Source organism: Enterobacter cloacae complex sp. IR53030, from assembly GCF_049238365.1.
GTDB lineage: Bacteria > Pseudomonadota > Gammaproteobacteria > Enterobacterales > Enterobacteriaceae > Enterobacter > Enterobacter kobei.
This window is the reverse complement of the sequence record NZ_JBMKHA010000018.1, coordinates 25,623-49,511: the sequence shown is the minus strand read 5'-3', so window position 1 is coordinate 49,511 and position 23,889 is coordinate 25,623. Positions and strand designations below refer to the sequence as shown.

General features: G+C 53.7%; 25 protein-coding genes. 18 read left to right on the top strand and 7 right to left on the bottom strand.

What is annotated here, in order from left to right:
* Positions 1-2 precede the first annotated feature (2 nt).
* From ACOTXR_RS17670 to ACOTXR_RS17660, 3 genes are read left to right on the top strand one after another with little or no spacing between them, the layout of a single operon-like run.
* Positions 3-953 carry a divergent polysaccharide deacetylase family protein gene (locus ACOTXR_RS17670; RefSeq protein WP_032635331.1) on the top strand — a complete coding sequence of 317 codons (951 nt, stop codon included), beginning with the start codon at positions 3-5 and terminating at the stop codon, positions 951-953.
* 20 nt (positions 954-973) lie between these two features.
* Positions 974-2,179 (top strand): glycosyltransferase, encoded by a 1,206-nt coding sequence (locus tag ACOTXR_RS17665; protein ID WP_023331731.1) that lies wholly within the window; start codon positions 974-976, stop codon positions 2,177-2,179.
* 15 nt (positions 2,180-2,194) lie between these two features.
* The gene (locus ACOTXR_RS17660; RefSeq protein ID WP_058690591.1) at positions 2,195-3,109 is read left to right on the top strand and encodes a hypothetical protein; all 915 of its coding nucleotides are present in this window, start codon (positions 2,195-2,197) and stop codon (positions 3,107-3,109) included.
* A gap of 27 nt (positions 3,110-3,136) precedes the next feature.
* Here the strand turns inward: ACOTXR_RS17660 and tdh are convergent, their stop codons facing one another.
* Both tdh and kbl read right to left on the bottom strand, forming a co-directional pair.
* Positions 3,137-4,165 carry an L-threonine 3-dehydrogenase gene (gene tdh / locus ACOTXR_RS17655; protein ID WP_014882001.1) on the bottom strand — a complete coding sequence of 343 codons (1,029 nt, stop codon included), beginning with the start codon at positions 4,163-4,165 and terminating at the stop codon, positions 3,137-3,139.
* A 9-nt stretch (positions 4,166-4,174) separates the two neighbouring features.
* Positions 4,175-5,371 (bottom strand): glycine C-acetyltransferase, encoded by a 1,197-nt coding sequence (gene kbl / locus ACOTXR_RS17650; RefSeq protein WP_014882000.1) that lies wholly within the window; start codon positions 5,369-5,371, stop codon positions 4,175-4,177.
* 215 nt (positions 5,372-5,586) lie between these two features.
* Between kbl and rfaD the strand changes: the two genes are divergently transcribed.
* From rfaD to ACOTXR_RS17620, 6 genes are read left to right on the top strand one after another with little or no spacing between them, the layout of a single operon-like run.
* Positions 5,587-6,519: an ADP-glyceromanno-heptose 6-epimerase gene (gene rfaD / locus ACOTXR_RS17645; RefSeq protein WP_014881999.1), complete on the top strand. Its 933-nt coding sequence runs from the start codon at positions 5,587-5,589 to the stop codon at positions 6,517-6,519.
* Positions 6,520-6,521: 2 nt separating this feature from the next.
* On the top strand, positions 6,522-7,568 hold the full coding sequence (rfaF, locus tag ACOTXR_RS17640) for an ADP-heptose--LPS heptosyltransferase RfaF (protein ID WP_014881998.1): 1,047 nt from the start codon (positions 6,522-6,524) through the stop codon (positions 7,566-7,568).
* A gap of 3 nt (positions 7,569-7,571) precedes the next feature.
* Positions 7,572-8,555 carry a lipopolysaccharide heptosyltransferase RfaC gene (gene rfaC / locus ACOTXR_RS17635; RefSeq protein WP_023336550.1) on the top strand — a complete coding sequence of 328 codons (984 nt, stop codon included), beginning with the start codon at positions 7,572-7,574 and terminating at the stop codon, positions 8,553-8,555.
* A 3-nt stretch (positions 8,556-8,558) separates the two neighbouring features.
* A complete protein-coding gene (locus ACOTXR_RS17630) occupies positions 8,559-9,668 on the top strand; it encodes a glycosyltransferase family 9 protein (RefSeq protein WP_023331727.1) in 1,110 nt (369 codons plus the stop codon).
* Positions 9,669-9,673: 5 nt separating this feature from the next.
* A complete protein-coding gene (locus tag ACOTXR_RS17625) occupies positions 9,674-10,582 on the top strand; it encodes a glycosyltransferase family 2 protein (RefSeq protein ID WP_023331726.1) in 909 nt (302 codons plus the stop codon).
* A complete protein-coding gene (locus ACOTXR_RS17620; protein WP_014881994.1) occupies positions 10,570-11,784 on the top strand; it encodes an O-antigen ligase family protein in 1,215 nt (404 codons plus the stop codon). The genes ACOTXR_RS17625 and ACOTXR_RS17620 overlap by 13 nt, the downstream gene beginning before the upstream one ends.
* Positions 11,785-11,808: 24 nt before the next feature.
* Here ACOTXR_RS17620 and ACOTXR_RS17615 read toward each other — a convergent pair whose 3' ends face one another.
* Positions 11,809-12,765, bottom strand: coding sequence for a polysaccharide deacetylase family protein (locus tag ACOTXR_RS17615; protein ID WP_032629639.1), 957 nt, complete (start codon positions 12,763-12,765; stop codon positions 11,809-11,811).
* A gap of 150 nt (positions 12,766-12,915) precedes the next feature.
* On the opposite strand from ACOTXR_RS17615, the gene rfaQ reads away from it, so the two are divergent.
* The 7 genes from rfaQ (at position 12,916) to coaD (ending at position 19,807) form a co-directional block, all read left to right on the top strand.
* Positions 12,916-13,986 (top strand): putative lipopolysaccharide heptosyltransferase III, encoded by a 1,071-nt coding sequence (gene rfaQ / locus ACOTXR_RS17610; RefSeq protein ID WP_200923757.1) that lies wholly within the window; start codon positions 12,916-12,918, stop codon positions 13,984-13,986.
* Positions 13,983-15,110 carry a glycosyltransferase family 4 protein gene (locus ACOTXR_RS17605; protein WP_047344998.1) on the top strand — a complete coding sequence of 376 codons (1,128 nt, stop codon included), beginning with the start codon at positions 13,983-13,985 and terminating at the stop codon, positions 15,108-15,110. Before rfaQ ends, ACOTXR_RS17605 begins: the two co-directional genes overlap by 4 nt.
* Before the next feature lie 2 nt (positions 15,111-15,112).
* Positions 15,113-16,213, top strand: a complete 1,101-nt coding sequence (locus ACOTXR_RS17600) for a glycosyltransferase (protein ID WP_023331722.1) — start codon at positions 15,113-15,115, stop codon at positions 16,211-16,213.
* 11 nt (positions 16,214-16,224) lie between these two features.
* Entirely contained in the window at positions 16,225-17,214 is a 990-nt protein-coding gene (locus tag ACOTXR_RS17595; protein ID WP_058690588.1) for a glycosyltransferase, read from the top strand.
* Between the two features lie 65 nt (positions 17,215-17,279).
* Positions 17,280-18,554, top strand: coding sequence for a lipid IV(A) 3-deoxy-D-manno-octulosonic acid transferase (gene waaA / locus ACOTXR_RS17590; protein ID WP_014881988.1), 1,275 nt, complete (start codon positions 17,280-17,282; stop codon positions 18,552-18,554).
* Positions 18,554-19,324, top strand: a complete 771-nt coding sequence (locus ACOTXR_RS17585) for a glycosyltransferase family 2 protein (RefSeq protein WP_014881987.1) — start codon at positions 18,554-18,556, stop codon at positions 19,322-19,324. Before waaA ends, ACOTXR_RS17585 begins: the two co-directional genes overlap by 1 nt.
* Before the next feature lie 3 nt (positions 19,325-19,327).
* The gene (gene coaD / locus ACOTXR_RS17580) at positions 19,328-19,807 is read left to right on the top strand and encodes a pantetheine-phosphate adenylyltransferase (protein WP_058690587.1); all 480 of its coding nucleotides are present in this window, start codon (positions 19,328-19,330) and stop codon (positions 19,805-19,807) included.
* 2 nt (positions 19,808-19,809) lie between these two features.
* On the opposite strand, the gene mutM is transcribed toward coaD, so the two are convergent.
* The 4 genes from mutM to radC all read right to left on the bottom strand — a co-directional run bounded on the left by mutM (position 19,810) and on the right by radC (position 22,005).
* The gene (gene mutM / locus ACOTXR_RS17575) at positions 19,810-20,619 is read right to left on the bottom strand and encodes a bifunctional DNA-formamidopyrimidine glycosylase/DNA-(apurinic or apyrimidinic site) lyase (protein WP_014881985.1); all 810 of its coding nucleotides are present in this window, start codon (positions 20,617-20,619) and stop codon (positions 19,810-19,812) included.
* Between the two features lie 72 nt (positions 20,620-20,691).
* Complete coding sequence (gene rpmG / locus ACOTXR_RS17570) at positions 20,692-20,859, bottom strand: 50S ribosomal protein L33 (RefSeq protein ID WP_003024094.1); 168 nt, start codon at positions 20,857-20,859, stop codon at positions 20,692-20,694.
* Between the two features lie 22 nt (positions 20,860-20,881).
* On the bottom strand, positions 20,882-21,118 hold the full coding sequence (gene rpmB / locus ACOTXR_RS17565) for a 50S ribosomal protein L28 (protein WP_002436699.1): 237 nt from the start codon (positions 21,116-21,118) through the stop codon (positions 20,882-20,884).
* Positions 21,119-21,336: 218 nt separating this feature from the next.
* A complete protein-coding gene (radC, locus tag ACOTXR_RS17560; RefSeq protein ID WP_058690586.1) occupies positions 21,337-22,005 on the bottom strand; it encodes a RadC family protein in 669 nt (222 codons plus the stop codon).
* A gap of 171 nt (positions 22,006-22,176) precedes the next feature.
* Here radC and coaBC point away from each other — a divergent pair, with 171 nt between their 5' ends.
* Positions 22,177-23,388 (top strand): bifunctional phosphopantothenoylcysteine decarboxylase/phosphopantothenate--cysteine ligase CoaBC, encoded by a 1,212-nt coding sequence (coaBC, locus tag ACOTXR_RS17555; RefSeq protein WP_014881983.1) that lies wholly within the window; start codon positions 22,177-22,179, stop codon positions 23,386-23,388.
* The gene (dut, locus tag ACOTXR_RS17550) at positions 23,366-23,824 is read left to right on the top strand and encodes a dUTP diphosphatase (protein ID WP_015570042.1); all 459 of its coding nucleotides are present in this window, start codon (positions 23,366-23,368) and stop codon (positions 23,822-23,824) included. The genes coaBC and dut overlap by 23 nt, the downstream gene beginning before the upstream one ends.
* Positions 23,825-23,889: the final 65 nt, after the last annotated feature.

Genomic DNA, 23,889 nt, shown 5'->3' with positions numbered 1-23,889 from the left:
TTTTGCTTCAATTTCGTCGAATGGTTCTCTCCGTCGTCAGCGCGCTGGCGCTGGCTGCACCGGTATACGCAGGTAAACTCGCGATTGTGATTGATGACTTCGGTTATCGTCCGCACTATGAAAATCAGGTGCTGGCGATGCCGCCAGCCATCTCTGTCGCCGTCCTTCCGAATGCGCCTCACGCCCGTGAGATGGCGACCAAAGCCCACAACAGCGGACATCAGGTCCTCATCCATCTGCCGATGGCACCGCTCAGTAAACAGCCGCTGGAAAAAGATACGCTTCGTCCGGATATGAGCAGCGATGAGATCGAGCGCATCATCCGTGACGCTTACAACAACGTGCCGTATGCCGTTGGCCTGAACAACCATATGGGTAGCGCGATGACCTCCAGCCTGTACGGCATGCTAAAAGTGATGCGGGCGCTGGAACGCTACAACCTCTACTTCCTCGACAGCATGACCATCGGCAATAGCCAGGCGATGCGTGCCGCTCAGGGAACGGGAGTGAAGGTGATCAAGCGCAAGGTGTTCCTGGATGATACTCAGAACGAGGCCGACATTCGCGTGCAGTTCAATCGCGCCGTGCAGCTCGCCCGACGTAATGGTTCAGCCATTGCCATCGGCCACCCGCATCCTTCTACGGTGCGCGTTTTACAACAGATGTTGCCGACCTTGCCTCCAGATATCACACTGGTACGTCCGAGCGATCTGCTCAATGAGCCGCAGGTCGATACGTCTCGCCCGGGTAGCGCACAACCACCCGCAACGCAGCCGCGTAACCCGTTCCGTGGCGTGAAGAATTGCAAGCTGAAACAACCGCCTGAACCGGTGCATGCAACCCGCTTCTTCGCGGTCATCAGCGAAAGCGTGAGCCAGAGTACGCTGGTGCAATACTTCCAGCACCAGTGGCAGGGATGGGGTAAGAAAGTATCAGTGAGCCATTCTCAGTGACAGGCGATTAAGGTAGAAAAATGCCGCAGCGACACAAAATTCTGCTCCTCGATACCGGTAAAGAATGGGGAGGAGGCACCAACAGTATGCTCGAACTTCTGAAGCGTATTAACCGCGAAAAGTTCGATATTACCTGTTGTTTTTACAGTGACTACAGCCGGGCCGAAGGGCAAACCATCGGCCAGGTGCTGAACAGTATTGGCATTCCCTTAATTGTCATCCCTCAACATAAGCAGCCCGCATGGGCGAAGATTGCCAAAGAATTGGGACGTAGCCTGCTGTTTTTCTCCCGCAGCGCCCGGAAGGCATTTACACGTCATGTTGATACGCTCTGGCGTATTCGACCCAACGTTAGCAAAATCGAGACGATTTTCAGGGATGGCGGTTTCGATACGCTTTATATGAACAACCAGCCGGGCTCTAACGAAGAGGGTTATCTGGCAGGTGCAAACGTGCATGCGCGGATAATCCAGCACTGTCGAATTGAACCTGTTTTGACCCCGCCGCTGGTGAAGCTGGTGAATACCCATGCCACAAAAATCATCGCCGTCTCACATGGCGTAGAACGCGTGTTAGTTCAGCATGGGGTCCGACCCGAGCTGTGTACGACGGTCAACAATGCCATCGACATCCATCAGCCTTTACCCGACCGACGCGCGATGCGTAATCGCCTGAACATTGATGACGACACGTTCGTGTTCGGCAGCATTGGCTCATTAATCCCTCGCAAAGCCAACCACCACACGCTGGAAGCGCTGGCACAGTTCAACCAGAAACATCCCGAGGCGAGGTGGAAGATGGTGCTGGTCGGTGAGGGGGCTGAACGCGGTGCGTTGGCGGCACAAGCTGATGCGCTGGGTATTGCTGAGCATGTGATTTTCACCGGTTTCCAGAACACGCCTTTTGACTACCTCGCGACCTTTGACGCGTTTATTCTGGCCTCGCAGAGCGAAGGCTTGCCCCGCGTCGTGCTGGAAGCGATGCTGCTGAATATCCCCGTCATTGGCTCAAAGGTGACCGGCACGGCAGAATTGATCGATCATGCATCGACCGGGCTGCTTTTCCCGTGGAGCGATGTGTCGCAACTTGCTCAACACCTGGATAATATCTGGCAGGATCCCGATCTGCGCACCCGGCTCGCCGCCGCTGCGCATCAGAATGTCTGCAACGTGTATGCCATTGAAAGCTATGTTAACGGTGTCGAGGCCGTTCTTGGCGCGCAATAACCAAACGAGAAGAACATGTTTAAATTCCTGAATGCTCGCTACCGCCACATCACCGGGCGACATAACATTCCCTACGCTTCCCTTCCGGTCACGCGCGATCTCGTGGCGGTTGACTCTATCGTGATCCCTTGCACCGGTGCGGATTTCGTCGAAGAGGCGTTATTGTCCGCGACCTTTGCAGAGCGATATGCCACCGACGTCAGCGAGATTGTGATTGTCAGCGATCAACCAGAATCCGCGTTTGGCAATCTGCCGCCGAAAACCCGCATAGTGACCCTCGACCTGCCAAAACGTGAAGAAGGTTATCGCTACAAGCAGATCTACCTTAGCCGCCTGGTGAAGCTTAACGCCCCGCTGCAGGCGCGCGGTGAAGGCGTATTGATGATCGATTCCGATCTCAACCTCCTGAAGATGCCAGAAATCAACATGGCCGAGATGCACATCTACTCCAGCTTCCGCCAGGGAAAAATGATTGCCAAGCTGGACGGCGCACCAGCGGAGAAAGTCCCGGCGTATTACAAAGAGACGGTGCGCCCGTATCTGGTTGATCATGTTAACGGTGCGTTTCTTGCGGCCACTAAAAAGACCTGGCGCCGTATCTGCCCGCTGTGGCTCACGCTGTTCCAGGATACCTGGGAACTGATGGAAGACACGCAACCGCCGACGGATCAGCTGCCGCTCGCCGCGCTACTGGACATGCTGGATTTAAAAACGGTTAACCTGGGCGACTGGATGAACTGGCCGGTGTCCAAGAAGATTGGCGGACAGGAAGCCGTTGTGCCGAAAGAGGTGATTGGTGCGCACGGTGGTTTTCCGCTCTTAGAATGGCAAAAGTATCTTGAATCACCTGAAAACAAACTGTTGTTTAAAGGTCAGGACTATACCCGCAAGGTGCGTTACCTGACGGACGAAGAGAAAAAAAATCAGTAAAAAAAGGGGCCGCTGGCCCCTTTTTGATTACTTATCCCAGCTCAGGATCACTTTCCCAGACTGACCTGAACGCATCGCGTCAAAGCCTTTCTGGAACTCATCAACTGAGAAGCGGTGAGTAATAATCGGGGACAGATCCAGACCTGACTGAATTAATGCCGCCATCTTGTACCAGGTTTCGAACATTTCACGGCCATAAATGCCTTTGATGAACAGCCCCTTGAAGATGACCTTGTTCCAGTCGATAGACATATCTGACGGCGGAATACCCAGCATCGCGATACGGCCACCGTGATTCATGGTGTCGAGCATGGTGCGGAACGCCGGTGGCGCACCGGACATCTCCAGACCTACGTCAAAGCCTTCGGTCATGCCCAGCTCTTCCATCACGTCGGTCAGACTCTCTTTGGAAACATCCACCGCGCGGGTGACGCCCATTTTACGCGCCAGCGACAGACGGTATTCGTTCACGTCGGTGATCACCACGTTACGCGCGCCCACATGCTTCGCCACGGCTGCCGCCATAATGCCAATGGGGCCCGCGCCAGACACCAGCACATCCTCACCCACCAGGTCGAAGGAGAGTGCCGTGTGTACCGCGTTACCGAACGGGTCAAAGATGGAGGCCAGATCGTCAGAGATATTGTCCGGGATTTTGAACGCGTTAAACGCCGGGATCACCAGGTATTCCGCGAAGCATCCCGGACGGTTTACGCCCACGCCAATGGTATTACGGCACAGGTGCGTACGCCCGCCGCGGCAGTTGCGGCAGTGGCCGCAGGTGATATGGCCTTCACCGGAGACGCGGTCGCCAATCTGGAAACCTTTGACTTCCTGACCAATGCCAACCACTTCACCCACATATTCGTGACCGACAACCATCGGGACCGGAATGGTTTTCTGTGACCACTGATCCCAGTTGTAGATGTGAACGTCAGTACCGCAGATGGCGGTTTTACGAATTTTGATCAGCAGATCGTTATGACCGACTTCCGGCTCCGGCACGTCGGTCATCCAAATCCCTTCTTCCGCTTTCAGTTTGGATAACGCTTTCATCACACGTCCTCAGGCAATTACGCCCAGCTGTTTGCCGATGCGGGTAAAGGCTTCCACCGCACGTTCAATTTGTTCAGGCGAATGCGCCGCAGACATCTGGGTGCGGATACGCGCCTGGCCTTTTGGTACCACCGGGAAGAAGAACCCGGTGACATAAATCCCTTCTTTCTGCAGTTCACGAGCAAATTGCTGCGCCACGACCGCATCACCCAGCATCACCGGGATGATGGCGTGATCGGCACCGGCCAGGGTGAAACCTGCGGCGCTCATTTTTTCACGGAACAGACGGGCGTTCGACCACAGGCGATCGCGCAGCCCCGCGCCGGACTCCACCATCTCCAGTACCTTGATGGAGGCGGCAACAATGGCCGGCGCCAGGGAGTTGGAGAACAGATACGGGCGGGAGCGCTGACGCAGCCATTCAACCACCTCTTTACGCGCAGCGGTATAACCACCGGACGCGCCGCCGAGCGCTTTGCCCAGCGTACCGGTGATGATATCCACGCGGCCCATCACATCACAGTATTCGTGGGAACCGCGGCCATTTTCGCCGACAAAACCGACCGCGTGAGAGTCATCGACCATGACCAGCGCGTCGTATTTATCCGCCAGGTCACAGACACCTTTCAAGTTAGCGATCACACCGTCCATGGAGAACACGCCGTCGGTGGCGATCAGCACGTGGCGAGCACCCGCTTCACGGGCCTCTTTCAGGCGCGCTTCCAGTTCAACCATGTCGTTGTTGGCGTAGCGGAAACGCTTCGCTTTACACAGGCGTACGCCGTCGATGATGGAGGCGTGGTTCAGGGCGTCGGAGATAATCGCATCTTCTGCGCCAAGCAGGGTCTCAAACAGACCGCCGTTGGCGTCGAAGCAGGAGGAGTAGAGAATCGCGTCTTCCATTCCAAGGAAGCTCGCCAGCTTTTGCTCAAGCTGCTTGTGGCTATCCTGGGTACCGCAAATAAAGCGTACGGAGGCCATACCGAAACCGTGGGTATCCATGCCGTTTTTCGCTGCGGCAATCAGCTCAGGGTGATTCGCAAGACCTAAGTAGTTGTTCGCACAAAAGTTGATCACGTGGCTGCCGTCGGCAACGGTGATGTCCGCCTGCTGAGCAGACGTGATAATACGCTCTTCCTTGAACAACCCTTCCGCACGTGCGGTGTCGAGGTCGCTGTTTAACTGTTTGTAAAAATCACCACGCATTGCAATTCTCCAGACTCGGCAAATTTCGGGACATATTACCCAAACCTATAGTTCATGACGAGATGACGCAGTATCTCTTGTCGTTTTTGCAGCATAAATCACGTGTACCCCTACCGCATATCGGTGAATGGCTGAAGACAGGGCATTGTGATGATATGATAGAAACATTAGCGTTCGGGATTGTCCCCGGACTCCACACTTCAAAGGTTACCGTTATGATCATCGTTACCGGCGGCGCAGGCTTTATCGGCAGCAATATTGTTAAGGCTCTCAATGACAAAGGCATCACCGACATCCTGGTGGTGGACAACCTGAAAGATGGCACCAAGTTCGTTAACCTGGTGGATCTGAACATCGCTGACTACATGGATAAAGAAGACTTCCTTATCCAGATTATGGCAGGTGAAGAGTTTGGCGAGATTGAAGCCATTTTCCACGAAGGTGCGTGCTCATCCACCACCGAGTGGGACGGCAAGTACATGATGGACAACAACTATCAGTACTCCAAAGAGATCCTCCACTACTGCCTGGAGCGTGAAATTCCGTTCCTGTACGCCTCTTCTGCTGCCACCTACGGCGGGCGTACCTCAGACTTCATCGAATCCCGCGAATACGAGCAACCGCTGAACGTCTACGGTTACTCCAAATTCCTGTTCGACGAATACGTGCGTCAGATTCTGCCAGAAGCGAACTCCCAGATTGTCGGCTTCCGTTACTTCAACGTCTACGGGCCGCGCGAAGGGCACAAAGGCAGCATGGCGAGCGTGGCATTCCACCTGAATACCCAGCTGAATAATGGCGAAAGCCCGAAACTGTTCGAAGGCAGCGACGGCTTTAAGCGCGACTTCGTCTACGTGGGCGATGTGGCTGCAGTCAACCTGTGGTTCTGGGAAAACGGTGTGTCCGGCATCTTCAACCTGGGGACTGGCCGCGCGGAATCCTTCCAGGCAGTGGCAGACGCGACGCTGGCGTACCACAAAAAAGGCAGCATTGAGTACATTCCGTTCCCGGATAAGCTGAAAGGCCGCTACCAGGCGTTCACCCAGGCAGACCTGACTAACCTGCGTAAAGCTGGCTACGACAAGCCGTTCAAGACCGTTGCCGAAGGCGTAACGGAATATATGGCCTGGCTGAACCGCGACGCGTAAGTATGAGAATTCTGGTGATCGGCCCGTCATGGGTGGGCGACATGATGATGTCGCAAAGTCTCTATCGCACGCTCAAGGCGCGCTATCCCCAGGCGATAATCGACGTGATGGCACCCGCGTGGTGCCGTCCGCTGTTATCGCGTATGCCGGAAGTGAACGAGGCGATCCCGATGCCGCTCGGCCACGGTGCGCTGGAAATCGGCGAACGCCGCAAGCTCGGCCATAGCCTGCGCGAGAAGCGCTACGATCGCGCGTATGTCCTGCCGAACTCTTTCAAATCTGCCTTAGTGCCCTTCTTTGCGGGTATTCCGCACCGTACCGGCTGGCGCGGTGAAATGCGCTACGGCCTGCTGAACGACGCGCGGGTGCTGGACAAAGAGGCCTGGCCGCTAATGGTGGAGCGCTACGTGGCGCTGGCCTACGACAAAGGCGTGATGCGCAGTGCGAAAGATCTGCCGCAGCCGCTGCTCTGGCCGCAGCTTCAGGTTAATGACGGCGAGAAATCCCAGACCTGCAACGCGTTTGGTCTTTCGTCTGAACGCCCGATGATTGGCTTCTGCCCTGGTGCGGAGTTCGGTCCGGCAAAACGCTGGCCGCACTATCACTATGCGGAGCTGGCAAAACAGCTGATCGACGAAGGCTATCAGATTGTGCTGTTTGGCTCGGCAAAAGACCACGAAGCAGGCAATGAAATTCTCGCCACGCTCAGCACAGAGCAGCAGGCCTGGTGCCGAAACCTGGCCGGGGAAACGCAGCTCGAACAAGCTGTTATTCTGATCGCCGCCTGTAAAGCCGTGGTGACCAATGATTCCGGCCTGATGCACGTCGCTGCCGCGCTGGACCGCCCGCTGGTCGCGCTGTATGGTCCAAGCAGCCCGGACTTCACGCCGCCGCTGTCGCACAAAGCGCGCGTCATTCGCCTGATTACCGGCTACCACAAGGTGCGCAAAGGCGATGCCGCAGAAGGCTATCACCAGAGCCTGATCGACATCACGCCGCAGCGTGTTCTCGAAGAACTCAACGAACTGCTGTTGAGCGAAGAAGGGTAACGGATGCGGGTATTGATCGTTAAAACCTCCTCTATGGGTGATGTTCTGCATACGCTGCCTGCGCTGACGGACGCGATGCAGGCCATTCCGGGCATCCGTTTTGACTGGGTGGTGGAAGAAGGCTTCGCGCAGATCCCTACCTGGCATGAAGCAGTAGACCGCGTGATCCCGGTGGCCATTCGCCGCTGGCGCAAAGCATGGTTCTCCACACCGATTAAAGCCGAGCGCACCGCCTTCCGCGAAGCGGTTCAGGCGCAGCGTTACGACGCGATCATCGACGCGCAGGGGCTGGTGAAAAGCGCCGCGCTGGTGACGCGTCTGGCACACGGCGTAAAGCATGGCATGGACTGGCACTCCGCCCGCGAGCCGCTGGCGAGCCTGTTCTATAACCGTCGCCACCGTATTGCAAAACAACAGCACGCGGTGGAGCGTACCCGTGAACTGTTTGCCAAGAGTCTTGGCTATGTAAAACCGGAATCCCAGGGCGACTACGCCATTGCGCAGCACTTTTTGCGCAATACAGACCCCTGTACTCAGCCTTATCTTGTCTTCCTCCATGCCACAACGCGCGACGATAAACACTGGCCGGAAACGCACTGGCGAAGACTGATTGAACTAATGCAACCTACCGGGATCCATATTAAACTGCCCTGGGGCGCTGAACATGAGCGACAGCGTGCAGAACGTCTGGCCTCCGGTTTTTCGCACGTTGAGGTATTGCCCAGACTCACGCTGGCGCAGGTGGCCGCAGAGCTGGCGGGGGCGAATGCCGTCGTTTCCGTGGATACAGGATTAAGCCATTTAACCGCAGCGCTGGATCGCCCGAATATTACGATATTCGGCCCGACCGATCCGGGTCTGATTGGGGGCTACGGCAAAAACCAGCACCAGATGGTCAGCCCAACGCAACACACGAAGGATATTAGCGCAGATGCTATTTTTTCATTTTTACAGGGCAGCCATCGGCTTTCTGACAGGGATATTTAACCCATGAGTTATGTATTTCTGCTGATTTTACTCTTTCCGGTGAAACTCATCCGAAAGCTGTTTCGCAAAGACACAGGTAAAAACCTGGTTATTCAGACAGCAAAAATCGGCGATTTTGTTAATGCAACGCCCCTTCTGGCATACCTGCAAAAAAGCGACGTACTTATTAGTCGCAGCGTAGGTGCACTGGCGAAGCATGATGAGACGATCGACGAGATTTTTTTCATCGAACAGCATAAGCGTAACCTGTGGCGAAAGCTCTGCTTTGCCTGCCGGATCATGAACCGCTATGACAATGTGTATCTTCTGCAGCCTAACAGCGTAAATCTTTTTTTTGCCTCCGTTTGTAACGCCAAAAACAAACAGTTCTTAAGCACATACACACGCAGGTGGTATCACGGAATTTTCTATGCAACGGCAGACGGCACCGTTGAACACGGCAAAAAGACATTGTCGGTGACTAACTATCTCAAACTTGCCGACCGCACGCTGACCTGGAAAGACTCACCAAAGCACGCCACCAGACCACTTTTTAAACCCGCGACATATCCGGCAATCCTTGATAAACCCGGCGTGATCCGCATTGGCATCAGTATTGCCGCAGGAAATAAAGCGAAAACCGTCCCGCCGGGCATCTGGAAGCGGATTGCCGATCATCTCGCCGACCTGCCCTGCGAGTTTTATGTGTTTGGCGCCCCGAACGAACAATCGTGGATGGATGATATCACCCGCGCGTATGGCGAATTGCCCAACTTCATCAATCTGATTGGCAAAATTTCGCTTGAAGAACTCCCGTGGGCCATTTCAAAAATGGATTGTTATATCGCGTCCGACTCAGGAAATGTCTACGTTGCCGACGCGGTGGACGTGCCGGTAATCTTACTGTTTGGACCCTGTTGCCACTATGAACAGCGTCCGCTTGGCAACGTACTGTTGGTTGGGAATGATGACAATATTTGCTCGTATGTTTTTGAGACTCGCTATTACTTCTCACAAAGCCGGGAAGAACTCTTCTCTGTAACAGATGAATCGCTGGACAACATTAGACATTTCATTTGCGCGTTACCAACGGCTAACGCGGCCGCATATACCGTTGATGCCCAGGGAAACTAATTGTTATGGCTTTTCTAAGCATCATTATTGCCGCACATAACGCCCAGGACACGCTTGACGCAACGCTACAAAGCCTGCAAAACGCGATTGATAATGCGGGCGATGATGTAGAAATCATTATCTTTAATGACAGTTCCAATGATTCCACACAGGATATTATTGAGACGTGGTTGCCAAAGCTTCCGAATGCGCAATCCCGATACGTTGAGTACCGTAACGTCGGTCATGTTCGAAACAGCGCACTCTCTCTGGCGTCAGGTGAGTACATTACCATGCTGGATAGCGATGACCGATTGAAACCGGGCAGCATCCGGGACGCCGTGGCATTTCTGCAAGCACAGCGGCCTGATATGCTCCTGACGCGCCTGCTGGAAATACGCGATACGCATAAAATCACCGCTGACTGGCAGGGGTTCTCTCCCGTTGCTTTATCACAACACCAGGCAATAACGCGTTTCCTTCAGCATAAAGACTTTCAGGCGCACCTCATCGGGCAATTCGTTCATCGCAGGCTGTACGAAAACAACCCGATCCCTTCAATGGTCTGTTATGAAGATTTCGCCGTGTTTCCCGGCATGCTGATGCAATCGAGTAAAATAGTCTTCCAGCGGAAGGGGCACTATTATTACATCAAACGTAACGATAGTTTATCGAGCCGTCTTGACGCCAGTAAAATCGCTACGCTTGTTGAATGCACATTACAGATGGAAAAGATATTCCCGCAATCATTCAGGCATCTCATTAATTGCCACTGGTTTGATATTTACAGTAACCATCGACAATATCTGACCGACGCGCAACTCAAACTGGTTATGCAACGAGTAAAAGCACTTTATTCGTTCTCTTTTTTCTTCTCCAGCGATGTTCGTTTCAGCTACAAAAAAAGGGTTATTGAGGCATTATGGAAAAAGTAAAACTGCGGCTCTATCAACTGACGCTTATTTTGAGCCTCATTTCGCTTGCGCTGGCGTTACTGAGCTCGGGGAAACAGCGTGAATTCTTCTATATTGCGGTTTATGCCAGCATTATCGGCCTGGCGTGCGAATATAAAAAAATCACCCTTCGTCCCTTTTCGATTGCGCTACCCATTTTGCTGATTGGGTTGCTCAATCTTATCTGGTATATGGCCTATGAATATCATAACGAAGGCTTGAACGCTTATAGCGATTACCTTGGCGCCAGCAAGAAATTGATTTTGGCGAGTATTCTCGTTTTCTATCTTGACCGGTTCAAATCTTATATTGATAAAACAGCCTTCCTGAAATATTTCTTGTATGCCTCTGGTGCAGGATTTGTCCTTGCTACTGGTTATGGCTTATGGCAAGCGTCACAGGGTATGGAACGTGTTGAGATGGCCATCAATCGTCCAACCGTGTCGGCCTATGTTTACTCCGTACTGTCACTGGCGTTTGTATACAGCCTTTATCTTCAGAAAAACAGAAAGCTGTATGTGGCCGCAGGGCTCACCATCTTGATCTCTTATTTCGTCATCCTTTTGACGGCTACGCGCGCCGCAATGGGATTATATTTGCTTCTGGCGATTGTACTCACACTCTACCACTTCAGAAGAATCCATCTGAAATCAACGCTGATTTTCTTATGTATTGTGGCAGGTATAGTGGTTGTGAGTTACAAGCCGTTAATTCTGCCTAAGATACAACAAACACAATCTGAAATAGAACGTTATCAAAAAGGATATGACGCCACCTCACTCGGTGCACGTTTTTCTATGTGGATTATTGGTGCTCAAAACGGACTTGCCCACCCCATGGGGCAGTCAGTCGAAGACCGCGAAGTCTGGTCACAGCAATATGTGAAAAATGGACATCCACATCTCGCGGCAGCGCTTGAATTTACCCGGATTCATCTGCACAACGAGTTCATTGAAAAATACTCTCTTCAGGGGATCCCTGGGCTGGTAATATTATTCTTTTTCTATATCTCGATGATCGTGTACGCACTTAAAAATAAAAATGGTCTGCTGCTGACGACCATGCTTCTTTTATTGCTCTATGGTCTGACGGACGTCATTTTGTTGAGCTCAGAGGCGCTCATCTTCTTTGTCACCGTGTTTGCGCTGAGTACACTCTTTTCACAAACCAGACAACGCCAGTAAGTGATAATGCCCGCCATGCGGGCATTATTTTTTCTTGTGTTGATAAAACTCCGCCAGCGTCATCCCCACCGTCTTGTCGGATAACCAGCTAAACAGCGCTTCCAGATCCTGGTATAACCCCTCGATCGCCGCCTCGTCCTTAAACGTAGGACTGCCCCCGGGCATAAATTCCGACGAATGGAGCATAAACTCGACGTAATCATTTCCCTGAGAAAGGCATTGCTGCGCAACCTCAATCATCTGCGACGCATTACCACCTGTCGGACGTAACCAGTTCACAGAAGGTGAGCGGTATTTACCACGAAGACGATCGTAACCCTGTTTGATCGTGTTCAGCCAGGCAGGATGTTTATACTGAATGCTCATCGGCACTTCGAGTAAAGGGCTCGTGCCCGCCCGGGAAATGTCGTTAACGTCAATAAAGTAGGCACGGTCCGGAAAATGTTGGTAATCCGTCCCACCATGGCCTTGCGGAGCCCCCTTCGCATTGCGCCAGTTCACTCGCGGCGTCACCGAGCAATCAACCTGATACCCCAGCTCAATCAGTAACCTGGCATAACGGCTATCAAACGCCCAGCGCCCGGCGCGGTGGCTTAACATTTTGGTCTGGAACGTCTCTTCCAGCAGGCGGGTCATGAACAGCACTTTCTCGCGCATCACCTCGTCTGAAAATTCAATCAAATAAGGCTGCCAGCGCCAGTCATCACCCGTGAGATCGTGCTCAGGCGGGCTATTCCATGCGTGGAGGTGCATGCCCACCTCCCCCTGGCCGCGAGCGATCACGTCCCTGGCGAAGTCGATGAAAACGGGCTCGATCGCCATCTCATAGTTTGTCAGCCACACGGGCTTAAAGCCGAAACGTTCACACAGCGTCTGGAACCGGGCCAGATAGCGCGCGTTTTCCGTTTTAATGACGCGGTGGTTCTGCCAGAGATTATCGCCCTCAGTATCAATCGTGATGATAAACGCGGGTTTTTTCATAATGAGTCCGCAAGACAGGGAAGTTAGCGCTATGTTACGCACTCTCCAAACCATCAGTAAACCCTTGCTGGGAAATTCCTGAGATTATGGAGAAAGAGTGCAAGTCGCTATCAGGTCTATTAGAATTGCCAACAGTACAACGCCGATAAGATGATGATGAATAACTTACCTGACACGCCTGATTTGCGCATTTTACTGATCAAACTCCGCCATCATGGCGATATGTTATTGACCACCCCCGTCATTGATTCATTACGTCAACACTGGCCACACGCGCAAATTGATGTGCTGTTGTATGAAGAAACGCGCGACATGCTCGCCGCGCATCCGGCAATTGGCACCATTTATGGAATCGATCGTAAATGGAAGCACCTGGGCACACTCAAGCATCTACAGAAAGAGTGGCAGTTGCTGTGTGCGTTAAGGAAACAACATTATCATCTGGTGATTAACCTTGCCGATCAGTGGCGTAGCGCTATTGTCACCCGCTTCACCGGCGCGCCGGTTCGTCTCGGATTTGCCTTTAACAAACGCAACAATGCATTCTGGCGTTTTTGTCACAGCGATTTAGTCTCCGTTGCAAATCACCAGTCTCTGCACACCGTCGAGCAAAACCTCTCCATTCTGTCTCCATTACAGGTCGCGGCGCAGCCCGCCGTCACCATGGCCTACAGCGCAGATGACTGGCACTTCGCCCGCCAACAGCTGGAGAAAAAGGGTGTGAGTGATAACTATATCGTGATTCAGCCAACATCCCGCTGGTTCTTCAAATGCTGGGATGAAGACAAAATGGCGCAAACGATTACAGCGCTGCAGCAAGATGGGCATACCGTCGTACTCACGGCCGGGCCGGATAAAAAAGAGATGGCGATGATCGATCGCATTCTCGCCGCGTCCCCGAAGACCGGCGTCGTCTCGCTGGCCGGTCAATTAACGCTGCGCCAGCTTGCAGCGCTGATCGATCATGCCTGCCTGTTCATTGGGGTTGATTCGGTTCCGATGCATATGGCCGCCGCGCTGCAGACGCCCTGCGTGGCACTCTTTGGCCCTTCCAAACTGACGTTTTGGTCTCCGTGGCAGGTCAACGGCGACGTTATCTGGGCTGGCGACTTCGGCCCGCTCCCCGATCCGGACGCCATTGATACCAACACTAAAGAGCGCTATCTCGACGCCATTCCCGTAAATGCTGTCGTCTCTGCTGCAAAGAGATATCTGTCATGAAACACCATCGTCTGGCTATTGTGCGCCAAAAATATCGTCCTGATGGCGGAGCGGAACGGTTCGTCTCCCGCGCGCTCACCGCGTTAAGCAACCAAAATCTTGAGCTGAATGTCATCACCCGTGAATGGCAGGGAGAAAAGCAGGACGACTGGCATATCCACATTTGCGATCCGCGAAAGTGGGGCCGCATCAGCCGCGAGCGTGGTTTTGCTCATGCCGCACGTGAACTGTGGCAACAACAACAGTTTGATATTGTGCAAAGCCACGAGCGAATCCCGGGCTGTGACATCTACCGCGCAGGCGATGGCGTCCACCGCCGCTGGCTACTGCAGCGTGCACGCATTCTACCCGCCTGGCGTGCAAAGATGCTGATGGTCGATCGCTATCACCGCTATGTGATGCATGCCGAACGAGAGATGTACCAGGCACCGGAACTCAAAGCGGTTATCTGTAATGCGGAGATGATCAAACGCGAAATTGTCGAAGATTTTGATATTGACGCAAAAAAAATACATGTAATTTATAATTCTATTGATTCCAGCCGCTTCGTTCCGGCTCAGGAGGCACAACGTGCCGCGTTGCGTCAGCAATTTGGTTTGCCAGCCGATGCCGTGGTGTTCTGTTTTGTCGGCTCCGGGTTCGAACGAAAAGGCCTGGCCAGCGCCATACGGGCTATCGCTGGAACAGCGGCATGGCTGATTGTGGTTGGACAGGATAAAGCAGAAAGTCGTTATCGCGATCTTGCCCGTTCACTCGGCTGCGAAGGGCAAATCCGTTTCCTGGGGATGCAAAAAGAAACGCTTCCTTTTTATCAGCTATCCGATGGTTTACTGTTGCCAACGCTGTATGATCCCTTTCCTAACGTCATTCTTGAAGCGATGGCCTGCGGTTTACCCGTCATTACTTCAGAGAGTTGCGGAGGCGCTGAATTTATTCAGCAAGGCCAGAACGGATTTTATTGCGATGCCCTTGATATCAAGACATTGAAGGAAGCGATATCCGCTATTCCTTCTCTGGAAAAAAATAACAATATGGGACGCGCGGCACGGGAACGTGTGAAAGACGCCACCCCCGAAAAACTGTCAAGTCAGCTTATTTCGCTTTATCAAAAATTACTGGATTAAAAATGCGCATCCTAATGATTATTGATGGTTTACCCGGTGGGGGAGCTGAAAAAACGGTTCTTACACTTTCCAGTGGATTGATAGAAATGGGACATCAGGTCTCTCTCTTCTCCCTGCGGAAAGTGTGCGATTACGCCATCCCGGAAGGCATTGATTATCAGGTTGTTCAGGATACCTGCAAAAAACCGTGGCGAAAGCTGACGGAGATCCCACGCCGCGCCCATCTGCTGGATCGGGCTATTGAGCGGGCTGAACGCAGCGGAAAATTTGACGTTGTGTTCTCTCATTTGCACAAAACCGACCGCATTGTTGCACACTGCCGTGCGCTGGAACGCGATAAAGTCTGGTTTTGCGTGCATGGCATGTTCTCGTTCTCCTATTTGCGCCATCGCCGCGGGCTTTCTCGCTGGTTTAAGCATCTTAAAATTCGTCATACCTACGAAAATCGTAATGTTGTCGCTGTTTCAGGCGCCGTGTTGAAAGATCTTTCAGAAACGCTGGCGCTCACTCTTCGACGCAAAGCGGTAATCCATAACCCGTTTGATATCCCTGAAATTCAGCGTCTGGCTGATGCCCCCTTTGAAATGCAAGGGAAGGATTACATCATTCATGTTGGCCGCTTCCATGAGCACAAACGTCACGATCGGCTTTTACGTGCGTTCGCACTGAGTCAACTTGACACTACACTGGTCATGATGGGCAATGGATCCGACGCCAAAATCCAAAAATTACAGCAGCTTGCCAGAGATTTGGGTATTGAAAACAAAACGGTTTTCCGCCCATTCGACGCCAACCCCTACCCCTGGATAAAAGGGGCGCGGCTCTTAGTGTTAAGTTCTGACTGCGAAGGTTTTGGTAATGTGCTGGTCGAATCCATTATCTGCCAGACCCCGCCGGTCAGTACAAATTGTCCAGGAGGCCCCGCTGAAATCCTCACGGGAGACCTGGCGCGCGGGCTGTCAGAGTTAAACGACGAATCACTGGCAAAAACGCTGGTCGATATTTATACCTCCCCGCCGGTCGTTGGCGGTGCAACCATTGCGTCGTTCGGCATCAATGCCATTTGCCGGCAATATATTGCTTTGGTAGACAATCAAAAATAATCAGGTTTCTTATGCAAAATTCAGCGCCATTATTAAGCGTGGTGGTTGCCGTATATAACGGTGAAGCTTTTCTGGATCAGTTCTTTACCTGCCTTGTGAATCAACGCATCGACAGCATGGAAGTCATTATTGTCAATGACGGCTCTACTGACCGTTCGATGCAGATCGTCGAAAGCTGGCGTGAAAAACTGCCGCAGTTGCAGGTGATTGAACAGCAAAATCAGGGCGTATCCATCGCGCGTAATACCGGCCTGGCCGTAGCAACGGGTCAGTATCTCTCTTTCCCGGATATTGATGATGTCTTCAAGCCGGGCATGTACCATCGTCTTCTGGATATGGCCGTCACGCAGGATTTGGATGTCGCGACCTGCAATGGGAACTACGTCTGGGAAAACAACAAGAAACCCTCTCGCCCTATTTTCCCTGAAGATAAACTCGCCTCGACGGATGTCATGACTGGCCCGGCGTGGTTAAAGAAGGCGCTGGATTCACGAAAGTTCCTGCACGTCACCTGGTTAAACATCTATCGCCACGACTTTATTCGTAAACACAGTTTCCATTTTGAACCCGGCCTTCGCCATCAGGATATTCCGTGGACGACCGAAGTGCTGCTTGCCGCGGAACGCGTTCAGTACACCAGCGAACGCTTTTATGACTACTACATTCACTCTGCTTCGGTATCGCATACTCCGGATAATGACGACACGCTGATTCGCTCCGCCCGTCATTACATGAAAATCCTGCAGATGCTTGACGCCATTAACCAGCGTTACCCGGATAAAGTGAAAAATATCCCGGCTTGCCACTGGCAAATCGCCAAAGAGGGGCTGGGGATCATTCATACCTTCGACAACATGAAGGATGAGGCGAAGAAGACCATGATTATCAAAGAGTTCTTTGATACCGGGATCTGGAAGCTTATCTGGAAAAGTGCTAAAAGTCCGCGTTTGCGCTGGCGTCTGGGTCGACGCTACTTCCGTTTAAAACGGTATCTGGCATAAGAGATAGCTTTAGCACGCTTAAATGCTTAGAATTTCCCGGCCGAAACTAAAAAACGGATAATCGCTTGGAATTGTTGTATACCGCCCTGCTCTACATCATTCAGCCACTGGTGTGGCTGAGACTGTTGCTTCGTAGCCGTAAAGCGCCTGCGTACCGTAAACGCTGGGCTGAGCGCTATGGCTTTTGCCGCAATAAAGTCGCCCCGGACGGTATTCTGCTGCATTCCGTTTCTGTTGGTGAAACGCTGGCGGCGATCCCGCTGGTTCGCGCCCTGCGTCACCGCTACCCATCGCTGCCCATCACCGTCACGACGATGACGCCAACCGGCTCAGAGCGCGCGTTATCCGCCTTTGGCAAAGACGTTCATCACGTCTACCTCCCTTACGATCTGCCCTGCGCCATGAATCGTTTCCTTAATACCGTTCGCCCGAAACTGGTGATCGTGATGGAAACTGAACTGTGGCCGAACATGATTTCCGCCCTGCATGCCCGTAAAATTCCGCTGGTGATTGCCAACGCGCGCCTGTCAGAGCGCTCAGCGAAAGGCTACGGCAAGCTGGGTAAATTTATGCGCCGTCTCCTGAGCAAAATCACCCTGATTGCCGCGCAAAACGAAGAAGATGCCGCACGCTTTATCGCGCTGGGCCTGAAACGCAACCAGCTTGCGGTAACGGGCAGCCTGAAATTTGATATTTCTGTTACCCCTGAACTCGCCGCCCGCGCGATCACGCTGCGTCGCCAGTGGGCCCCGCGTCGTCAGGTCTGGATTGCAACCAGTACCCATGATGGCGAAGAAGAGATCATCCTGCAGGCGCACCGCAAGCTGCTGGAAAAATTCCCTGATTTACTGCTGATCCTCGTTCCCCGCCATCCGGAGCGTTTTAAAGATGCCCGTGAAATGGTGCAGAAAGGCGGCTTCAGCTTCACCTTGCGCAGCAGCGGTGAGATCCCTTCCGGCAGCACCCAGGTGGTGATTGGCGATACGATGGGCGAGCTGATGTTGCTGTACGGCATTGCCGACCTCGCCTTTGTCGGTGGCAGCCTGGTGGAACGCGGCGGCCATAACCCGCTCGAGCCAGCTGCGCACGCCATTCCGGTGCTGATGGGTCCGCACACGTTTAACTTCAAAGATATCTGCGCCAAATTGCAGCAGGCCGATGGTTTAATTACCGTGACCGACGCGGACTCCGTCGTCAAAGAGGTGTCGACCCTTCTGACGGACGAAGATTATCGTCTGTGGTACGGTCGCCATGCCGTCGAAGTGCTGCATCAGAACCAGGGCGCACTCACCCGTCTTCTGCAGCTTCTGCAACCTTATCTGCCTCAGCGGAGCCACTAATGTCAACGCGTCTGTCGGTCGTGATGATCGCCAAAAACGCCGCCGACCTGCTTCCGGACTGCCTGGCTTCGATCGCCTGGGCTGACGAAATCGTCGTCCTTGACTCCGGCAGCACGGACAACACGGTGGACGTTGCCCGCGCAGCGGGTGCAAAGGTCTTTATCAATACGGACTGGCAAGGCTATGGCATCCAGCGCCAGCGCGCGCAAAAGTATGCTACCGGTGATTACGTGTTGATGATCGACACCGACGAGCGTGTCACCCCGGAACTCCAGCAAGCCATTCAGACCGTGCTTGCCGCGCCGCAGCCCGAAGCGGTCTACAGCATTGCCCGTCGTAACTATTTCCTGGGCCGTTTTATGCGCCACAGCGGCTGGTATCCAGACCGCGTAATGCGCCTCTATGAGCGCGAGCGCTATCAGTACAACGACAACCTGGTCCACGAGTCACTGGTCTGCGACAGCGCCCGGCAGATCCCCCTGACGGGCGATTTGCTACACCTGACCTGCCGCGATTTCGCCAGCTTCCAGCGTAAACAGCTCAGCTATGCCACCGCGTGGGCGCAGGAACGCCACCAGCGCGGCAAGAAGGCCACGCTGACCGGCATCTTCACCCACACGCTGGGCGCGTTTCTGAAAACGTTGCTGCTGCGTGGCGGGGTGCTGGACGGTAAGCAGGGCTGGTTACTGGCGGTGGTGAATGCCCAGTATACTTTCAACAAATACACCGAGCTGTGGGCGCTCTGCCGCGGCTACTCAGAGAAAACGTGAGCCATGAGCACAAAAGCGATTTATCCGGGTACCTTCGATCCGATCACCAACGGTCATCTTGATATCATCACCCGTGCGGCGTGCATGTTCGACACGGTGATTCTGGCGATTGCCGCCAGTCCCAGCAAGAAACCCATGTTTGACCTCGACGAGCGTGTTGCGCTTGCCCGCGATGCGATTGCACACCTGCCGAATGTAGAGGTAGTGGGCTTCAGCGACCTGATGGCAAACTTCGCCCGTGCCCAGCAGGCAAACATCCTGATTCGCGGGTTACGCGCGGTGGCAGACTTCGAGTATGAGATGCAGCTGGCGCACATGAACCGCCACCTGATGCCGGAACTGGAAAGCGTATTCCTGATGCCGTCCAAAGAGTGGTCGTTTATCTCTTCTTCGCTGGTGAAAGAGGTGGCGCGCCATCACGGGGACGTTACCCACTTCCTGCCGGTTAACGTCCACCAGGCGTTGATGGAAAAGCTAAAGTAGCGCTATTTCTGACACTGACGGCAGTAGAACGTGGCGCGCTGGGCATGCTTCGTGGCAATAACTGGCGTTCCGCAGACTCTGCATGGCTCACCTTTACGGCCATACACCTGCAGCTCCTGAGCAAAATAGCCCGGCTTGCCGTCGCTTTGCAGGAAATCCTTCAGCGTGGTTCCGCCCTGCTCAATCGAGCGCAGCAATACCGCTTTAATCACTCTGACCAGCAGTTCGCACTCCTGAGCCGACAGTGAAGAGGCCAGCCGATCGGGATGGATCCCGGCGGCAAACAGCGATTCGCTGGCATAGATATTCCCCACGCCGACCACCAGCTTGTTATCCATCAGCCAGGGCTTAATCGGGCTCTTCTTCTTCGCGCACTTCGCTTTCAGGTATTCCGCATTAAACGCGTCTGAGAGCGGCTCCGGGCCCAGATGCGCCAGCACATTGTGCCCGTCCAGCTCTTTAGTCCACAGCCACGCGCCAAAGCGCCGTGGGTCGGTGTAACGCAGCACTTTGCCGTTGCTCATCACCAGATCGACGTGGTCGTGCTTTTCCGCGGGCAGTTCTTCAGTAAGGATGCGCAGGCTCCCGGACATCCCCAGATGGATGATAATCCAGCCGTCAGGCAGCTCCAGCAGCAGGTATTTCGCGCGGCGCTGCACGCTAAGCACGGGTTTATCGCTTAACGCGTGGATCTCATCGGACACCGGCCAGCGCAGACGTCCATTGCGAACGACAGCATGAAGAATCGTCGCGCCGACCAGATGGGGCTCAATGCCGCGGCGGCTGGTCTCTACCTCAGGTAATTCAGGCATGGTTCCTCCGTTGAGATGCAGAATGCAAAAAACCCCGCAGTTGCGGGGTTTTTCAATACAAGGAGGCTAAAATTATTTGATTTTAGCTTCTTTGTACAGTACGTGCTGGCGTACAACTGGATCGAATTTTTTCAGTTCCAGTTTTTCCGGCTTAGTACGTTTGTTCTTCGTGGTGGTGTAGAAGTGACCTGTACCAGCAGAAGAAACCAGCTTGATTTTCTCGCGAATACCTTTAGCCATGATTTATTTCCTCTTTAAGTACTTAGTACTTTTCGCCACGGGCACGCAGTTCAGACAGAACTGTATCGATGCCTTTCTTATCAATTACACGCATACCTTTAGCAGATACACGCAGGGTGACAAAACGCTTCTCGCTCTCAACCCAGAAACGGTGAGAGTGCAGGTTCGGCAGGAAACGGCGTTTAGTCGCGTTCAGTGCGTGGGAACGGTTGTTACCGGTCACCGGACGCTTGCCAGTAACTTGGCAGACTCGGGACATGTCTATTCTCCAAAAATCAAATTAGCTCGAGCTTCGTATGGGGTATCGGCGCCTCGTCAGGCTTTACAGCCCGGTCATCGCATAGTTCTAAGTGAACTCTCGATTGCCAGGCCCAAATGCCAAACCCGAGATTCTCAAAGGTGGCGTAGTATACGCTGACTCGGCGGTGTGCTCAAGTCCCGAACAGACAAAGATCCCGATGGATCGCCAGAAATAGCCTAAATCCAGCCATGTTCGGCAAAAGAAAGGTACTCTCCGCGGCCAATTATCAGATGATCCAGCACACGAATGTCCATGAATTGACAGCATTTGATAATGCGCTCGGTCATTTCTTTGTCAGCTCTGCTCGGTTCTGCACAGCCAGAGGGGTGATTATGCGCGAGGATCACGCCCGCTGCATTCACTTTTATCGCTTCGCGCACAATTTCACGCGGATGTACCTCAACATGGTTCAGGGTACCCGAAAAAAGATGGCTGTGTTTCAGCACCCGGTTCCTGTTGTCGAGAAAGATCACCATAAAGATCTCGCGTTCAACATCGGTTAACTGACTTTGCAGGAATTCTCGCGTCATCGCTGGCGTCAGGATCGGTGCCTCCTTCTGCAGGCGGACATTGTTAAAACGGCGGGCCAGCTCGGCAATCGCCCTCAGCTGAGCATATTTCGCCACGCCGATCCCGCCAATATGCTTAAACTGCGCCAGGTCGGCGGTCAGCAAGCCATACAGTGAACCGAAATGAGCGATCAGCTCTTTTGCCAGCGTAAAGACCGTTTTCCCCGGGGTCCCGGTACGCAAAAAGAGCGCCAGCAGCTCATCGTCTGTTAATGGGGTGACGCCGTTGCGCAGCAACTTTTCGCGCGGCAGCAGCAGTTCATCCTCTTCTTCCATGCTCTTTCTCCCTTTTTACCCACATGCTGCCACAGGCCAGTCAGGCACTCGACGGCCTCGTATCGTTCTTGCGTAGCGCCTCGCAAAGTGAGCTAAGGACAAAATCACCGCGCTCAGGGGATTGTGATAAAATGCCCGCTCTCTGGTGAAACCCAACAGGAAAGAATTATGATGAGCCTGGCCGGTAAAAAAATCGTTCTTGGCGTAAGCGGCGGTATTGCTGCCTATAAAGCGCCGGAGCTGGTGCGTCGTCTGCGCGAGCGCGGGGCGGATGTGCGGGTCGCGATAACCGAAGGCGGCAAAGCCTTTATCACTCCCCTGAGCCTGCAGGCCGTGTCAGGGTACCCGGTATCTGACAGCCTGCTCGACCCGGCCGCCGAAGCCGCAATGGGCCACATTGAGCTTGGGAAGTGGGCAGATCTTGTGATTCTTGCCCCTGCCACGGCTGATTTGATTGCCCGAGTTGCGGCCGGTATGGCGAACGATTTGGTTTCAACCATATGCCTCGCTACACCTGCCCCGGTCGCCGTTGTGCCTGCGATGAACCAGCAGATGTACCGTAACGCTGCCACCCAGCATAATCTGGAGACGCTGGCATCACGCGGCCTGCTTATCTGGGGTCCAGACAGCGGCAGCCAGGCCTGTGGCGATGTGGGCCCGGGTCGCATGCTTGATCCACTGACGATTGTCGACATGGCCGCAGCCCATTTTTCACCTGTCAACGATCTGCAACATCTCAACATCATGATTACCGCGGGCCCTACGCGCGAGCCGCTGGACCCGGTGCGTTACATCACTAACCACAGTTCCGGCAAAATGGGTTTTGCCATTGCTGCCGCCGCCGCAAAACGCGGCGCCAACGTCACGCTGGTAAGCGGTCCGGTCTCGTTGCCTACGCCGCCTTTTGTGCAGCGCATTAACGTCACCACCGCCCTGGAGATGGAAGCCGCCGTGCAGGCTCATGCGCAAAGCCAGCAGATTTTCATCGGTTGTGCGGCCGTGGCAGACTACCGCGCTGAGACCATCTCTGATGCGAAAATCAAAAAGCAAGGCGATGAATTAACGCTAAAAATGGTGAAAAACCCGGACATTGTTGCCGGTGTCGCCGCACTAAAAAACCATCGTCCTTACGTTGTTGGGTTTGCCGCAGAAACGAATAATGTGGAAGAATATGCCCGGCAAAAACGTACGCGCAAAAACCTCGATTTAATCTGCGCGAACGATGTATCGCTGGCCACGCAAGGATTTAACAGCGACAGCAACGCACTGCACCTTTTCTGGCAGGATGGAGATAAAATCTTACCGCTTGAGCGCAAGGAACTCCTGGGCCAACAATTACTGGACGAGATCGTTACCCGTTATGATGAAAAAAATCGACGTTAAGATTCTGGACCCGCGTGTTGGCGAGCAATTCCCGCTGCCAACCTATGCCACCTCCGGCTCTGCCGGACTTGACCTGCGCGCCTGTCTCGATGACGCCGTAGAACTGGCTCCGGGTGCCACCACCCTGATCCCGACGGGCCTGGCCATTCACATTGCTGACCCGTCTCTGGCGGCAGTCATCCTGCCACGCTCTGGCCTTGGCCATAAGCATGGCGTTGTGCTGGGCAACCTGGTTGGCCTGATCGACTCCGACTATCAGGGTCAACTGATGGTTTCCGTCTGGAACCGTGGTCAGGACAGCTTCACCATTGAACCGGGCGAGCGTATCGCGCAGATGGTCTTTGTGCCAGTGGTTCAGGCAGAATTTAACCTGGTGGCAGATTTTGACGCCACCGACCGTGGCGAAGGCGGCTTCGGCCATTCCGGGCGCAAATAAACGCCCAACAAACACGTATCTCACAGCGCCATAATGCAATAACAAACCGCAAACGTCCGTTTGCG

Coding starts and splice junctions, on each gene's coding strand:
- rfaC (WP_023336550.1), top strand. CDS start 7,572: ATGCGGGTATTGATCGTTAAAACCTCCTCTATGGGTGATGTTCTGCAT.
- ACOTXR_RS17665 (WP_023331731.1), top strand. CDS start 974: ATGCCGCAGCGACACAAAATTCTGCTCCTCGATACCGGTAAAGAATGG.
- dut (WP_015570042.1), top strand. CDS start 23,366: ATGATGAAAAAAATCGACGTTAAGATTCTGGACCCGCGTGTTGGCGAG.
- kbl (WP_014882000.1), bottom strand. CDS start 5,371: ATGCGTGGTGATTTTTACAAACAGTTAAACAGCGACCTCGACACCGCA.
- rfaF (WP_014881998.1), top strand. CDS start 6,522: ATGAGAATTCTGGTGATCGGCCCGTCATGGGTGGGCGACATGATGATG.
- coaD (WP_058690587.1), top strand. CDS start 19,328: ATGAGCACAAAAGCGATTTATCCGGGTACCTTCGATCCGATCACCAAC.
- ACOTXR_RS17625 (WP_023331726.1), top strand. CDS start 9,674: ATGGCTTTTCTAAGCATCATTATTGCCGCACATAACGCCCAGGACACG.
- ACOTXR_RS17630 (WP_023331727.1), top strand. CDS start 8,559: ATGAGTTATGTATTTCTGCTGATTTTACTCTTTCCGGTGAAACTCATC.
- ACOTXR_RS17620 (WP_014881994.1), top strand. CDS start 10,570: ATGGAAAAAGTAAAACTGCGGCTCTATCAACTGACGCTTATTTTGAGC.
- ACOTXR_RS17595 (WP_058690588.1), top strand. CDS start 16,225: ATGCAAAATTCAGCGCCATTATTAAGCGTGGTGGTTGCCGTATATAAC.
- ACOTXR_RS17600 (WP_023331722.1), top strand. CDS start 15,113: ATGCGCATCCTAATGATTATTGATGGTTTACCCGGTGGGGGAGCTGAA.
- ACOTXR_RS17615 (WP_032629639.1), bottom strand. CDS start 12,765: ATGAAAAAACCCGCGTTTATCATCACGATTGATACTGAGGGCGATAAT.
- rfaD (WP_014881999.1), top strand. CDS start 5,587: ATGATCATCGTTACCGGCGGCGCAGGCTTTATCGGCAGCAATATTGTT.
- coaBC (WP_014881983.1), top strand. CDS start 22,177: ATGAGCCTGGCCGGTAAAAAAATCGTTCTTGGCGTAAGCGGCGGTATT.
- radC (WP_058690586.1), bottom strand. CDS start 22,005: ATGGAAGAAGAGGATGAACTGCTGCTGCCGCGCGAAAAGTTGCTGCGC.
- mutM (WP_014881985.1), bottom strand. CDS start 20,619: ATGCCTGAATTACCTGAGGTAGAGACCAGCCGCCGCGGCATTGAGCCC.
- ACOTXR_RS17660 (WP_058690591.1), top strand. CDS start 2,195: ATGTTTAAATTCCTGAATGCTCGCTACCGCCACATCACCGGGCGACAT.
- rpmB (WP_002436699.1), bottom strand. CDS start 21,118: ATGTCCCGAGTCTGCCAAGTTACTGGCAAGCGTCCGGTGACCGGTAAC.
- tdh (WP_014882001.1), bottom strand. CDS start 4,165: ATGAAAGCGTTATCCAAACTGAAAGCGGAAGAAGGGATTTGGATGACC.
- rpmG (WP_003024094.1), bottom strand. CDS start 20,859: ATGGCTAAAGGTATTCGCGAGAAAATCAAGCTGGTTTCTTCTGCTGGT.
- ACOTXR_RS17605 (WP_047344998.1), top strand. CDS start 13,983: ATGAAACACCATCGTCTGGCTATTGTGCGCCAAAAATATCGTCCTGAT.
- rfaQ (WP_200923757.1), top strand. CDS start 12,916: ATGATGATGAATAACTTACCTGACACGCCTGATTTGCGCATTTTACTG.
- ACOTXR_RS17585 (WP_014881987.1), top strand. CDS start 18,554: ATGTCAACGCGTCTGTCGGTCGTGATGATCGCCAAAAACGCCGCCGAC.